The sequence below is a fragment of the Stenotrophomonas maltophilia group sp. P373 genome, from assembly GCF_053295075.1.
Genome location: NZ_CM129994.1, coordinates 2,364,410 through 2,377,804, shown reverse-complemented (window position 1 = coordinate 2,377,804; position 13,395 = coordinate 2,364,410). Strand labels below are relative to the sequence as shown.

Sequence of the window (13,395 nt, the reverse complement as noted above, 5' to 3'; positions counted from 1 at the left end):
CTTCGCGCGAAGAGCAGCCGAGCGCAGGCTCGGCTCTACACCGGCTTTGCGTCCTGCGTGGATTCGATCAACCGCCACGGGTTCCCAAGCAGATCCACGCCATGCGTGGATGCCATCTGTGCGATCTACACCATTCCGCCGTTGGCGCGCAGCACCTGGCCGTTGATCCATCCGCCATCGGCACCTGCCAGGAACCCCACCGCGCCGGCGATGTCCTCCGGCGTACCCAGCCGCTCCAGGGGGGTCATCCTCGCCAACCGCTCGATCAGCTCGGGCGATTTTCCATCCAGGAACAGATCGGTGGCGGTCGGGCCCGGCGCCACGGCGTTCACGGTGATATTGCGCCCGCGAAGCTCCTTGCTGAGGATCGCGCCCATGGTCTCCACCGCCGCCTTGCTGGCGGCGTACACGCTGTAGTTCTCCAGCCGGATGCCGACCACGCTGGTGGACAGCGTGACGATGCGCCCGCCGTCGCGCACCCGTCGTGCACTTTCGCGCAGCACATTGAAGGCGCCCTTGAGGTTGATGCCGATCACCCGATCGAACAGGGCGTCGTCGGTGTCGGCCAGCGGCGCCAGCTGCAGTACGCCCGCGCTGTTGACCACCACGTCGATGCCGCCGAAGCGGTCTTCGATGGCATCGAACAGCTGCCGCACTGCCTGCGGATCGGCGACATCGGCCTGCAGCGCGATGGCCTGCGCACCGGCTGCGTTGAGTTCGGCCGCCAGCGCTTCGGCGTCGTCGCGGCGCCCTGCATAGTTGATGGCGACAGCGTGGCCATCGGCGGCGAGCCGGCGGGAAATGGCGGCGCCGATGCCACGGGAGCCGCCGGTGACCAGAGCGACAGGGCGGGCGGGGGAGAGGGTCATGGTGGTCTCCAGTGGGGCACGCCGGAGTGGCGCAGGACTATCTTCGCGACATTGCCCGTTCGGATAATCCTGCATAATCCGCCAACATCATCCGGATCACCGAACAATGGATCGCTTCACGGCCATGCGCGCCTTCGTCCGTATCGTCGAGCGCCGCAGCTTCACCCGGGCCTCCGAAGACCTCGGCCTGCCACGGGCCACGGTGACCGACGCGATCAAGGCACTGGAACAGCGGCTGGGCGTGCGCCTGCTGCACCGGACCACGCGGCGGGTGGTGCCAACGCTGGAAGGCGAGGCCTTCTATGGCCGTTGCCTGCGCCTGATCGCCGACATGGATGATGCCGAGGCCGCGTTCCGTGACGCGCCGCCGCGCGGCCCGTTGCGCATTGAAGTGCATGGCACGCTGGGCCGGCACCTGCTGTTCCCGCACCTGCCGCAATTCCTGCAGCGCTACCCCGAGATCGAACTGGAGGTCAGCGAAGGCGACCGCTATGTTGACCTGCTGGGCGAAGGCGTGGATGCGGCGTTGCGGGTCGGGACGCTGGCCGACAGCGATCTGGCGGCGCGCCGGTTGACGATGCTGCGCGAGGTGACGGTCGCCTCGCCTGGCTACGTGCAGGCCAGGGGCGTGCCGGGCAGCATCGATGCCCTGCAGGACGGCCACCAGATGGTCGGCTACCGCTCCAGCACCAGCGGCCAGCTGATTCCCCTGGAGTTCCAGCAGCGCGGGCAGGTGCGCTATCTGCCGTTGCCGGCGCGGGTGCGTGTGTCCGGCGCGGATGCGTTCCTCGGTGCCGCGCTGGCAGGCCTGGGCATCATCCAGGCACCTCGCTACCGGATGGACCCGTACATCGCGCGCCGGCAGCTGGTGGAGCTGCTGCCGGAGGCGCCGCCGACGCCGAGTCCGTTGAGCCTGGTCTACCCGCGCAATCGCACGCCGTCGCCCCGGTTGCGGGTGTTCATCGACTGGGTGGCCGGAGTGTTCGAGCAGACCGGTGTTGCCGGCCAGCGGCCGGCACTACCGACGCAGCACGCGAAGCTGTCCGACCGCAGGGGGTAGTGCCGGCCGCTGGCCGGCATCACAGCGCTGCCAGCGGCCCCTGCATGCGATGGAAGCTGCCATCGGTGGCGGTGAACCAGGCCAGCGAACGCCCGCCCACGAAATCGTCGACATGCACGACCGTAGCGCCATCGGCTTCCTGCCACGAAATGGCATAGACCCCGTCGCTGATCCGCTGCCACTCGCAGGCGGCTTCGCCCTGCGCACCGGCATAGGCGCCGGAGACGATGGCGTACTGCATGTGGCGGCCATCGGCGCTGTAGACATTGTCGGCGGCCAGGCCGTCATAGCTGACGCGGAAGCGGCGGCCGGCGAACACGGGAAGGTCAGCGGCGGTGTTCATCGGATCGCCACCGGGTTGATGTTCACCTGGGTCGAGCCGACATACAGCGGTTGGCCGAGCACGAACAGGAATTCCCAGGCCTTGTCGCGCACCAGGGCACGGCTGTCGATCAGCTCCAGGTTGTAGATGCCGCGCTTGGCCAGCATGTACTGGTTGACCGGAAATTCCTCGGCACCGTTCGGGTTCGGGTAGACCTCCGAGGCCCAGGTGTCGCCACCGAAGGCGACGATGCCCTGGTCGGCCAGCCACTTCGCCGCCTCCATGCCGATGCCCGGTTCCACTTCCAGGAACTGTTTGTCGTCCTTGCCGATCAGTTCCAGCCAGCCGGTGTTGAACAGCACCACGTCGCCCTTGCGCAGGCTCAGGCCCTGCTTCTTCAGCACGGCCTGGATGTCGGCCACGGTGAACTCGGTGCCACCGGGCACGATCGCCTTGCCGTAGTACGCGGTCATGTCCAGCACGACGCCGCGGGTGACCATTGGCGGCACCTTCTCGACGCCGAGCTTGCGCACACCGTCCACGGTGACGAAGTCGGCGGCCTTGTTGCCGTTGTAGTAGACGTTGTCGATGCCGATATGGCCGATACCGTTGAGCTGGGTGCCAACACCGGTCCAGGCGTTCACCAGTTCATCGTTGAAGGTGAACCTGTTGGGGCCCAGCGACCTGCCGGCCTGCTGGCCGACCTGCACGTTGTACAGGCGGAAGCTGCGGTGGCGGAACGCGGGCAGGTTCTTGTCCACCGGCACCGCCAGCGGATAGGTCTTGCCGGTCCTGACCAGCGAGACCGCGTGCTTGACCACGTCGGCGGTCAGCAGGTTGGCCGCGCCGATCTCGTCGTCGGCGCCGTAGGCGGAGGGATACCAGTCCTCGGCGGTGGCCTGGAAGGACAGCGGCAGGGTGGCCAGCGCAAGCGCGGCCAGGGTCTTCATCTTCATGGCAAAGCTCCGGTAACTGTCAGGCCGTCGCGGCGGCGCGGGCATGGGCCGGGAAGCGCGGCAGCACGTACTCGGCGATTTCGTGGAAGGTTTCGGCCAACGGCCGTTCATTGCGGCGGAACTGCAGGCCGATGTGGTCGACACCGGCTGCCTGCATGGCGTGCAGCTCGGCCAAAAGGGCGTTGCGGCCGCCACGCAGGCCGAAGCGCCAGCGCTGCAAGGGGGCATCAGCATCGGCCACCAGGTCCAGGTGGATGAAGCTGGCATACGGCTTGTTGCCGGCCACGGCGCGCCAGGCCGCCACGCGCTGCGCATGGTCCTGTGGCGTGCCCGGGTAGGCCAGGCAACCCTCCATGTGCTGGCCGATCCATGCCGGTTGCTGCTGGGCCAGGCCGGCCACGAACAACGGCAGGGCCGGGCCATCTGCGGGCAGCACGTCCAGGCCCTGCGGCAGGTGCGCAGCGGCGCCTTCGCGCAGCAGTGCGATCTGCTCGCGGAAGCGGCGGCCACGGCTGTCGAAGTCGCGGCCGAACAGCGGGTACTCCACCGGGCGGTCGCCACTGGCTACGCCCAGCAGCAGGCGGTCGCCGCTCAGCCGCTGCACGCTGCGCGCCGACTTCAGGGTCAGCAACGGCTCCCGGATCGGCAACACCACCGCACCGGTGCCCAGCAGGATGTGCTCGGTGATGCCGGCCAGGTAGCCGAGGTAACTGAATACCTCGAACACCTGCGCCGCATCACCGAAGGCCGGGTCGTACACCGGCACGTCGCGTACCCAGAGCGCACGGAAGCCGAGGCGGTCGGCCAGCCGTGCCAGTTCCGCATGGCGCTGCAGGTCCGGTTCGCCGGGCAGGCGTCGCGCGGCGCGTCGTGCCTGTTCGCCCAGTGGCGTCCAGTCATTGTCCAGCGGTGCCTCGATGCCGATGCTGAAGCCACCGGCCTGCAGACGCGTCAACGCACTGCCCATGGCGAGGCGCCTCAGTCCCAGTCCGGGGCCAGGCCCGGCGGATCGACTTCGCGGCCGTTGCGGTCAAGCGCGGCGATCGCGGCCATGTCATCGGCATCCAGGTGCAGGTCCTGGGCGAGCAGGTTGCTGGCCAGGTTCTCGCGCTTGGTCGAGGACGGAATGACCGAGTAACCCCGCTGCAGGGCCCACGCCAGCGCGACCTGGGCCACGGTGGCCTGGTGCTTGTCGGCGATGCCGGCCAGCACCGGGTCCTTCAGCACCTTGCCGTAGGCCAGGGTCATGTAGGAGGTGACCGCGATGCCCTGCTCCTGCAGGAAGGCGGTCAGCGCCGGGTTCTGCAGGTAGGGGCTCAGTTCGATCTGGTTGGTGGCGATCTCGCCGGTGCCGACCACCTCGATGGCCTGCCGTGTCAGTTCGATGTTGAAGTTGGACACACCGATCTGGCGGGTCAGGCCCAGCGCCTTGGCTTCAGCCAGCGCGGTCATGTACTCGCGCAGTTCAACGCCATTGCCCGGCGCCGGCCAGTGGATCAGCAGCAGGTCGACGTACCCGGTGCGCAGCTTGGCCAGGCTGTCGCGCAGGCTCGGGCTCAGCTTGTCGGCGGCGTAGTTGTCGACCCAGATCTTGGTGGTCAGGAACAGCTGGTCGCGTGGCACGCCGGATTCGGCGATGGCCTGGCCGACCTCGGCTTCGTTGCCGTAGATCTGCGCGGTATCGACCGCACGGTAGCCGACGTCGAGGGCGTTGCGCACCGAATCGATGACGGTCTGGCCGGTCAGGCGGAAGGTGCCGACGCCAAAGGAAGGAACGCTCATGATGGACTCCAGGGACTTCGTTGAGAGCGGGTGGGCTCGGGACAGGGCGAAGTGTGGGCGCTTTACATTTGTTGATTAAGCCGTGTATACGGGAAATGCTTTTGCGGCGAGGTAAATAATGAAAACCACCCTGGATGAGCTGAAGGCCTTCGTGGCGGTGGTCGATGGTGGCTCCATCACGGCGGCGGCCGAGGCCCTGGAGCTGACCATCTCGGCCACCAGCCGCACCCTGGCGCGGCTGGAAGACAAGCTGCAGACCACGCTGCTGCGGCGGACCACGCGGCGGCTGGAACTGACCGAGGAGGGCGCGGCGTTCCTGGAGTACGCGCGCACGATCCTGGCCACGGTGGACGAGGCCGAGGAACAGATGGCCGCGCGGCGGCTGCAGCCGGTCGGGCGCCTGCGCGTGGACGCCGCCACGCCGTTCATGCTGCACGTGATCGTGCCGTTGCTGGAGGGCTTTCGCGAGCGCTACCCGCAGGTGGAGCTGGAGTTGAATTCCAACGAGGGCATCACCGACCTGATCGAAAAGCGCACCGATGTGGCGTTCCGCATCGGCGTGCTGCGCGATTCCACCCTGCATGCGCGACCGATCGGTCACAGCCGCATCCGCGTGGTGGCCAGCCCCGAGTACCTGCGACGGCACGGCACGCCGACGCGCGTGGAGCAGTTGCGCGAGCACGACCTGCTGGGTTTTACCCAGCCCAGTTCGTTGAACGAATGGCCACTACACGATGCCGATGGCGGCCCTTTCGTGATCGAGCCGGCGATCGCTTCATCCAGCGGCGAGACGCTGCGGCAGATGGCGGTGGCCGGGCTGGGCATCGCCTGCCTGTCCGACTTCCTGACCCGCCAGGATCGGCGTGATGGCCGCCTGGTGCAGCTGTTTGCCAGGCAGACGCAGGAAGTGCGGCAGCCGATCAATGCGGTGTACTACCGCAACACCGCGCTGGCCGCCCGCATCACCTGTTTCGTCGACCATGTGACGCAGACGCTGGGGCAGCGTCCGTTTGACGAATAAGGAGGGGTAGAGCCGGCCGCTGGCCGGCTGCCGGGAGTGCATCAGTAGATCCACGCCATGCGTGGATGGTGTTTTCCGTCCGGCCAGCGGCCGGCTCTACCGTTGGCTGTGTTGCATGTTTCAGTAGATCCACGCCATGCGTGGATGGCGTGTTCCAACCGACCCGCAGCCGGTGTTAGCGGTTGCGCAGCGCCCGCCGATTGCCGATGTGTGCTGCCGCCAGCATCATGCCGCCGCACGCGGTGGTGACGCCATGCCAGAGCAGTGATTCCTTCAGCGGCAGGTACAGCGAGGCTGACAGTAGAAGGATCGCGCCGACGCACGCCAGCCGCAGGGGCCGCCCGCGCCCGTGCCGGTGCAGCCCGGCCGAGGTGCTCGCCAAGGCCAGCGACGAGGCCAGCAGCGCGAACAGCCATTCCCAGCGCGACATCACCAGCAGCACGGTCATCGCGCCATGGCCGGGGTGCTGGAACGAACGCAGCGCCATCATCGCTGCCGGCACGAAGGCCAGCAGCAGGGGCAGGGCGATGCAATGGGCGGCGCAGGCCAGGGACAGCCAGGCACCGGCAAGATCGAAGCGGGGGTGCCAGCGTGCCGAAGTTGGCGGCCGGGCCAGGGCCCTTGCGGGCGTCGTGGGGATGTGGTCCATAATGTTACATAGTAACAATTGGAGCGTCCCCCATGAAGCTTTCTGCTGCTCTTTTCCTGCTGCTGGCCGCCAGCGCCGCGCAGGCCCACGATATCCGCCAGCACGCACCGCACGTGCACGGCCAGGCCAGCGTCGATGTTGCGCTTGACCAGCAGACGCTGGAATTCGCCCTGCAGGCCCCCGGCATCGGCATCCTTGATTTCGAGCGGCCGCCGGCCAATGCGGCCGAGCAGTCCGCGCTGGCGCGTGCGACTGCGCTGCTGCAGGGCGGCAGCTGGGTCACCTTGCCTACCGCCGCGGGCTGCCGCCTTTCAGGCAACGATGCCAAGGCCGAGGGATTCGATGCGACGGCTGCCGCACCGCCATCAGGTCAGCATCGGCACGCGGGGTTCAGCGCAACGCTGCAGTACCACTGCGCCAAGCCTGCCGAGCTGCGGGCCATTGTCGTGCGCCTGCCCGCATTGTTCCCGGGCCTGCACGAAGTAATCGTCAACAGCGCCACCGCCCATGGCCAGAACCGCAGCGTGCTGACCCCGGACAACCTGCGCGTGGTGCTGGCTCCGTGAGCATGCGACCGGTGATCGCGCTGGATGGCGTGCAGTTCGGCTATGGCCGGCAGCTGGTGCTGGACGTGCCGCGGCTGTGGATCGAGCAGGGCAGCAGCGTGCTGCTGCGCGGGATCAGTGGCGGTGGCAAGAGCACGCTGCTGGGCCTGCTCGCGGGCGTGCTGCTGCCCTGCAAGGGCCGCATCGAGGTCGCCGGTCACGCGCTGCAGGCGATGCGTGGTGCCGCGCGGGACCGCTTCCGCGCCGACCACCTGGGTGTGATCTTCCAGCAGTTCAACCTGCTGCCGTTCCTCACCGTGCGCGACAACATCGCGCTGGGCCTGCGCTTCTCGCGCCTGCGCAGCGCACGCATCAGTGGCCCGTTGGATGCCGAGATCGCCCGCCTGCTGCAGGCCCTGCAGCTGGACCCGGCGCTGATGCAGCGGCGCGCAGGCACGCTCAGCGTCGGCCAGCAGCAGCGCGTGGCGGCGGCACGCGCCCTGATCGGCCGCCCGGCGTTGCTGCTGGCCGATGAGCCGACCTCGGCGCTCGACCGCGACGCGGCCACCGCGTTCCTGCAGCTGATGTCGGCGCAGTGCCAGGCAGCCGGCACCACAGTGCTGGTGGTCAGCCATGACGACAGCCTGCAGCCGTTGTTCGACCGCACCATTTCACTGTCCGAGATCAACCAGGCAGGTGCCGGCCATGCTTGAGCTTGCCTGGGCCAGCCTGCGCAGCCGCGCGTTGAGCGTGGGCCTGACCGTGCTGGTCATCACCCTCAGCGTGGTGCTGCTGCTGGGCGTCGAGCGTGTACGCACGCAGGCGCACGAGGGGTTTGCCAGCACCGTTTCGGGCACCGATCTGATCGTCGGTGCGCGTTCGGGGCCGGTGAACCTGCTGCTGTATTCGGTGTTCCATATCGGCGACCCGACCAACAACGTGTCCTGGCAGTCGTATCAGGAGCTGTCCGCGCTACCGCAGGTGAAGTGGGCGGTGCCGTTGTCGCTGGGCGATTCCTGGCGCGGCTACCGCGTGGTCGGTACCAGCGGTGGCTATTTCGAGCACTACCGCTATGGCGCCGGGCACGCGCTTGCGTTCGCGAACGGACGGCCGTTCGATGACCTGTATGACGTGGTGATCGGTGCCGAGGTGGCACAGGCACAGAAGGTTGGTCTCGGTGACCAGATCGTGCTGGCGCATGGCACCGGCGCGGTCACCCTGGCCACGCATGCCGACAAGCCATTCCGTATCGCCGGCATCCTGCAGCGAACCGGCACGCCGGTCGACTCGTCGCTGCTGGTCTCGTTGGCAGCGATCGAGGCGATCCATGCCGACTGGCGTTCGGGCGTGCAGCTGCGCAGCCAGAGCGTCAGCGCCGAGCGGGCGCGTCATCTGGATCTGACCCCGACCAGCATCACCGCCTTCATGCTCGGCCTGAACTCGCGCATTGCCACGTTTTCGGTGCAGCGCAGGATCAACGAGTATCCCGACGAGGCGATGCTGGCGATCCTGCCCGGCGTCACGCTGCAGCAGTTGTGGCAGTCGCTGGGCATGGCCGAACGGGCGCTGCAGCTGATCAGCGCGATGGTGGTGGCACTCGGCATGGTCTCGCTGGTGGCGCTGCTGGTCTCGACCCTGCAGGAGCGGCGGCGCGAGATGGCGATCCTGCGTGCCACCGGGGCACGGCCGGGTTACATCGCTGCCCTGCTGGTGGTGGAGGCGGTGGCGACCAGCGCGGTGGCCTGCGCGCTGGCGCTGGTGCTTCTGGTTGCCGCCAGCATTGCCGGGCGCGGCTGGGCGCTGGCCAACTTTGGCCTGTCGATCACCCATGTCTGGCCGGATGGCCGCGAATTGGCGTGGGTTGGGGGCGTGCTGCTGATCGGCGCCGTGGCCGGGCTTGTGCCGGCATGGCTGGCCTACCGGCGCACCGTGGCCGATGGCCTTTCACCGGGAGGTTGAGCATGCGCTGGATGCGGGCATTGCCGATGGTGCTGGCGCTGTCCGCCTGCGAGCGGCCGGTGGATACCGGTGTGCAGGCGTTGCCCCCTTCGCCGGTTGTCGACCGCGCTGACCCTGCGGATGCGGCAGAGCAGGAACTGGACTGGCTGCAGATGATGCCCAAGGACGAGCTGGCCGCGCTGGAGCGGGGCGAGGGCCCGGAGGTCGAGCACAACGGCAACCGGCGCATGCCGCAGTTCGGTACGTTCCGTACGGTGGATACGGTGCTGCAGCGACCGGTGCGCCTGCCGGGCTACGTGGTACCGCTGGCCAACGCGCAGGACGGGCGGCTGACCGAATTCCTGTTCGTGCCGTACTACGGCGCCTGCATCCACGTGCCACCACCACCACCGAACCAGATCGTGCACGTGGTGCTGCCGCGCCCGATCGAGATGCCGGACATGTACTCGCCGCTCTTCCTGGCCGGCACCCTGCGTGCCGAACGGTTGGACGACGATCTGGCCGGTTCGGCCTACACCATGCGTGACGCACAGTTGAGGCCCTATGAACCGTAGTTGCCTGCTGCTGGTGCTGGGGTGCGTCGGGTTGGCAGGCTGTACGGCGCCGGGCGGCGACGCCGTGGTGGTCACGCCGCAGGACAAACCGGCGCCCTCCGCCACGGCCGAAGCCCCCATCGACCGTTGGGACGCGTTGCGACCCGACGAAGTGACCTACCAGCGCCCGCCGCCGCAGATCGGCCTGTCACGCGGTGGCATGGACGGCGTGGGCGGGCTGATCGACGACACCGGCTCAGGCACGCCGCCGGGGCAGGAGATCGACCATTCCAGCCCGGATCACGCCAAGCAGTTCGGCTCTTCGCGCGTGGTCGACGCTGTCGATGGTCGCGTGGTGGATCTGGATGGTTACGTGGTACCGCTCGGCACCAACGATGCCGGCCTGGTCGATGAACTGCTGTTCGTGCCGTTCTACGGGGCCTGCATCCACGTGCCGCCGCCGCCACCCAACCAGATCATCCACGTGACCCTGGCCACGCCGATCGCGCTGGGCGATCTGTGGGATCCGTACCGGCTTGCCGGCCGCCTGCAGGTGAAGCGTTTCGACGCGGACATCGCCAGCGCGTCCTACGATGCCGCGGCGGCCACGCTGACGGCGATCCACAACTGATGCGCCGGTGCCGGATCATGGCTGCCGGGGTGCTGCTGGGCGCAGTTGTGCTGCTGGTGTGGTGGCAGCGGCGGGCTGCACCCGCTGCGCCGCCCGCAGTCGCGTTCCCGGCACCGGCGTCCGATGCCCGCCAGCGCATCGAACAGCGCCTGGGCGATGACCACGCGTTTCGCAATGACGTGCTGTTCCTGCTCGCGGCGACCCTGCGCGACCGCTGCCAGCCAGCGCAGGCGGGGCTGCTGGCGCGCATGGCCAGTCGTGCGTCGTTGCCGGTGCTGGCGGCGGTGAGTGCGGTGACCCAGCAGGATCCAATGCTGGACCGGCCGATCTACCAGTACATCCAGCATCGCGCTGATGCGACGCCGTGCGGCCAGCCGCTGCAGATGCCGCTGGCCGGTGGGCGCAGCATGGCGGTGGATATCGAACAGTACGCGCGCATGTTCCCGGACAGCTACTTTGACCCGCAGCGCAGCAGCGAGCCGCGGGATTTCGGTGGACTGCCGTTGCAGCAGCGTGCCGGCAATGCCTGCAACAACGTGGTGTATTCGGTGTTGCCATTGGGCGGTACCGATTGGCGGTGCAGCAGCCTGCGCGCGAATGCCCGTGCACGGGTGCGCGGCCTGTGCGAGGTCGAACTGCGGCGCCAGCACGGTGGCATCGGCGGCGAGCTGGACGCCGCCGTGGGGCAGGGCATGCAGAGCGCGGTGGTGTCGGCGGTTGCCGCGCTGCCCGAAGACTGCCGGTAAACGTTAATCAGTAGAGCCAGGCCATGCCTGGCTGGCGGCGCAGTCGAGCAAGCCCGCCTCTACAAAAGCTGAATCGGTGGACTTCGAAGATCATAACTATACAGGATATCCGGTATAGTTATGGCCGTACTCCACCCCACCAGGTTCTCCCATGGCTCTATCCCAGCCCTTGGCCGGTGCTCCGGCCCTGTCGCGTGCCCGTCGCTGGGCACTGCTGTTCACCGTCGCCGCCGGCCTGCTGCTGGTCACGCTCGACAACTCCGTGCTCTACACCGCACTGCCGACGCTGACCGAAGAACTCTCGGCCAGTGCCGGCCAGGCGCTGTGGATCATCAACGCCTATCCGCTGGTGATGGCCGGCCTGCTGCTGGGTGCGGGTACGCTGGGCGACCGCATCGGCCACCGCCGCATGTTCCTGATCGGCCTGATGGTGTTCGGCGTGGCCTCGCTGGCGGCGGCGTTCGCCGACACCGCAGCGCAGCTGATTGCCGCACGCGCGTTCCTGGCGGTCGGCGCGGCCGCGATGATGCCGGCCACGCTGGCGCTGATCGGCCTGAGCTTCCACGAAGAGCGCGAACGCAACATCGCCATCGCAATCTGGGGTTCGGTGGCCATCGTCGGTGCGGCGCTCGGCCCGATCATTGGCGGCTGGCTGCTGCAGCACTTCTGGTGGGGCTCGGTGTTCCTGATCAACGTGCCGGTGGTGGTGGTCGCCTTCGTGGCCACGCTGCTGCTGGCACCGGAAGGCCAGCGCGACACCTCGCGGCCGTGGGACCTGGTTTCGTCGCTGCTGGCATTGGCAGCACTGTCCGGCCTGGTGCTGGCGATCAAGTCGCTGATCGCGACGCCGCCGTCGTACGCCCTGGGCGGGGGCGCGCTGCTGTTGGCCGTCATCAGCGGCGCAGCGTTCGCACGCCGCCAGCAGCAGCTGCCGTACCCGCTGCTGGACTTCGCGATCTTCCGCAACCCGGCGTTCCTGGCCGGCACGCTGTCGGCAGTGTTCACCCTGTTCGCCATGGCCGGCCTGCAGCTGGTCACCACCCAACGCTTCCAGCTGGTGGCGGGCTTTACGCCGCTGCAGGCGGGCCTGCTGGTGTCAGTGGCAGCGCTGGGCAGCCTGCCCAGTGCGCTGCTGGGCGGCAGCATCCTGCACCGAGTGGGCCTGCGCCCTTTGATCTGCGGCGGCCTGGCCGCAGGTGCGCTGGGCGTCGGCGTGGTGGCGTTCGGCTTCCCGAACGGCCTTGGTTGGGTCGTCGCGGGCATGGCGATCATGGGCTTTGGCATGGGTTCGGCCATCTCGGTGGCGTCCACGGCCATCCTCAACAACGTGCCGGCGCATCGTGCGGGCATGGCCTCGTCGGTGGAAGAGGTGTCCTATGAGTTCGGCGGCCTGCTGGCGGTGGCGATGCTGGGCAGTCTTAGCGCTGCGATGTACAGCGCGTTCCTGCCGGTCTCGGCCGATATGCCGGCGCTGGCCCGCGAGGGTTTCACCCAGGCGCTGCATGCCGCGCGCGCGAGCGGGCAGGGCGAGTGGTTCGCACTGGCTGCGGCGGCATATGACCGTGGCTACCAGATCGTGCTGCTGGTGATCACGGCGGTGCTGGGAGCGGGCGCGACGATCATCGCGCGCCTGCTGCGCGGCCGCGTCGGCAGCCGCGAGGGCGCGGCCGATCGCGTAAAATGACGCGATGAGAACCAGCAAGCGCGACCGCATCCTCGACGCCGCCGTCAACGTGATCAATCGTGACGGCGTGCGCGCGGTGACCTTCGAGTCGGTGGCGGCCGAGGCCAAGCTGACCCGTGGCGGCCTGCTCTACCACTTCCCGTCGCGCGAGGCGCTGCTGCGCGGCATCGACGAGCACCTGGTACAGGCCTGGGAGTCGTCGATGGAAACGCTGCTGGGCAAGCGTGCGGACGAAGCCTCGGCGCTGGAACGTTACCAGACCTTCGTGCGCGTCTCGGCGCAGAGCGCTACCCGTGCCGAGCTGATGTTCATGCTCGAATCGGCCGACCCGGACGCCGATGAGCGCCCGTGGGGCCCGGCGGTACGCCGCTGGGCGCCGTTGCCGCCGTCGGCCGGGCAGAATGACCCGGCCGCGCTCGACAATTTCGTAGCACGGCTGGCGGCCGACGGCCTGTGGATCTACGAGGCGATGTACGAAGGGCAGCTGGATGAAGGCGTACGTGCCCAGGTGGCCGAGCGCATCGCTGGGCTGCTGGCAAAGTCTGACGGCACGTCCAGTTGAGCGGCCAGCCGGCGCGCCGACATCGCCCGTGGTAGAGCCGACCGCTGGTCGGCTGCTCTGCGGCCAAGCCATGAAA

16 protein-coding genes are annotated in these 13,395 nt (G+C 68.3%); 10 read left to right on the top strand and 6 right to left on the bottom strand.

Features of this window, described 5'->3' with window-relative positions; all coding sequences use genetic code 11:
• Positions 1–125 precede the first annotated feature (125 nt).
• Positions 126–869, bottom strand: a complete 744-nt coding sequence (locus ACSYHF_RS11085; protein ID WP_447575645.1) for an SDR family oxidoreductase — start codon at positions 867–869, stop codon at positions 126–128.
• 106 nt (positions 870–975) lie between these two features.
• Between ACSYHF_RS11085 and ACSYHF_RS11080 the strand changes: the two genes are divergently transcribed.
• Positions 976–1,929 (top strand): LysR family transcriptional regulator, encoded by a 954-nt coding sequence (locus ACSYHF_RS11080; protein WP_111129355.1) that lies wholly within the window; start codon positions 976–978, stop codon positions 1,927–1,929.
• A gap of 19 nt (positions 1,930–1,948) precedes the next feature.
• On the opposite strand, the gene ACSYHF_RS11075 is transcribed toward ACSYHF_RS11080, so the two are convergent.
• Genes ACSYHF_RS11075 through dkgB form a run of 4 tightly spaced genes read right to left on the bottom strand, consistent with a single transcriptional unit; the run spans position 1,949 to position 4,989 of the window.
• Entirely contained in the window at positions 1,949–2,272 is a 324-nt protein-coding gene (locus ACSYHF_RS11075; RefSeq protein WP_111129353.1) for a MoaF-related domain-containing protein, read from the bottom strand.
• Positions 2,269–3,207 carry a cyclase family protein gene (locus ACSYHF_RS11070; RefSeq protein ID WP_111129351.1) on the bottom strand — a complete coding sequence of 313 codons (939 nt, stop codon included), beginning with the start codon at positions 3,205–3,207 and terminating at the stop codon, positions 2,269–2,271. The genes ACSYHF_RS11075 and ACSYHF_RS11070 overlap by 4 nt, the downstream gene beginning before the upstream one ends.
• 19 nt (positions 3,208–3,226) lie before the next feature.
• Positions 3,227–4,174, bottom strand: a complete 948-nt coding sequence (locus ACSYHF_RS11065; RefSeq protein ID WP_005416725.1) for a TIGR03571 family LLM class oxidoreductase — start codon at positions 4,172–4,174, stop codon at positions 3,227–3,229.
• A gap of 11 nt (positions 4,175–4,185) precedes the next feature.
• On the bottom strand, positions 4,186–4,989 hold the full coding sequence (gene dkgB / locus ACSYHF_RS11060) for a 2,5-didehydrogluconate reductase DkgB (protein WP_447575644.1): 804 nt from the start codon (positions 4,987–4,989) through the stop codon (positions 4,186–4,188).
• Between the two features lie 118 nt (positions 4,990–5,107).
• Here dkgB and ACSYHF_RS11055 point away from each other — a divergent pair, with 118 nt between their 5' ends.
• Positions 5,108–6,010, top strand: a complete 903-nt coding sequence (locus ACSYHF_RS11055) for a LysR family transcriptional regulator (RefSeq protein WP_111129348.1) — start codon at positions 5,108–5,110, stop codon at positions 6,008–6,010.
• A 175-nt stretch (positions 6,011–6,185) separates the two neighbouring features.
• On the opposite strand, the gene ACSYHF_RS11050 is transcribed toward ACSYHF_RS11055, so the two are convergent.
• On the bottom strand, positions 6,186–6,659 hold the full coding sequence (locus ACSYHF_RS11050) for a MerC domain-containing protein (protein WP_095377518.1): 474 nt from the start codon (positions 6,657–6,659) through the stop codon (positions 6,186–6,188).
• A gap of 32 nt (positions 6,660–6,691) precedes the next feature.
• Here ACSYHF_RS11050 and ACSYHF_RS11045 point away from each other — a divergent pair, with 32 nt between their 5' ends.
• The 8 genes from ACSYHF_RS11045 (at position 6,692) to ACSYHF_RS11010 (ending at position 13,319) form a co-directional block, all read left to right on the top strand.
• Positions 6,692–7,225 carry a ZrgA family zinc uptake protein gene (locus ACSYHF_RS11045; protein WP_095377519.1) on the top strand — a complete coding sequence of 178 codons (534 nt, stop codon included), beginning with the start codon at positions 6,692–6,694 and terminating at the stop codon, positions 7,223–7,225.
• A complete protein-coding gene (locus tag ACSYHF_RS11040) occupies positions 7,222–7,917 on the top strand; it encodes an ATP-binding cassette domain-containing protein (RefSeq protein ID WP_111129344.1) in 696 nt (231 codons plus the stop codon). The genes ACSYHF_RS11045 and ACSYHF_RS11040 overlap by 4 nt, the downstream gene beginning before the upstream one ends.
• Positions 7,910–9,163, top strand: a complete 1,254-nt coding sequence (locus ACSYHF_RS11035) for an ABC transporter permease (protein ID WP_447575643.1) — start codon at positions 7,910–7,912, stop codon at positions 9,161–9,163. The genes ACSYHF_RS11040 and ACSYHF_RS11035 overlap by 8 nt, the downstream gene beginning before the upstream one ends.
• A 2-nt stretch (positions 9,164–9,165) precedes the next feature.
• On the top strand, positions 9,166–9,717 hold the full coding sequence (locus ACSYHF_RS11030) for a DUF3299 domain-containing protein (protein ID WP_375366717.1): 552 nt from the start codon (positions 9,166–9,168) through the stop codon (positions 9,715–9,717).
• On the top strand, positions 9,707–10,327 hold the full coding sequence (locus ACSYHF_RS11025) for a DUF3299 domain-containing protein (RefSeq protein WP_375366715.1): 621 nt from the start codon (positions 9,707–9,709) through the stop codon (positions 10,325–10,327). The genes ACSYHF_RS11030 and ACSYHF_RS11025 overlap by 11 nt, the downstream gene beginning before the upstream one ends.
• Positions 10,327–11,073 (top strand): hypothetical protein, encoded by a 747-nt coding sequence (locus ACSYHF_RS11020; RefSeq protein ID WP_447575642.1) that lies wholly within the window; start codon positions 10,327–10,329, stop codon positions 11,071–11,073. Before ACSYHF_RS11025 ends, ACSYHF_RS11020 begins: the two co-directional genes overlap by 1 nt.
• 151 nt (positions 11,074–11,224) lie before the next feature.
• Complete coding sequence (locus ACSYHF_RS11015) at positions 11,225–12,757, top strand: MFS transporter (RefSeq protein ID WP_447575641.1); 1,533 nt, start codon at positions 11,225–11,227, stop codon at positions 12,755–12,757.
• A 4-nt stretch (positions 12,758–12,761) separates the two neighbouring features.
• Complete coding sequence (locus ACSYHF_RS11010; RefSeq protein ID WP_005416714.1) at positions 12,762–13,319, top strand: TetR/AcrR family transcriptional regulator; 558 nt, start codon at positions 12,762–12,764, stop codon at positions 13,317–13,319.
• Positions 13,320–13,395: the final 76 nt, after the last annotated feature.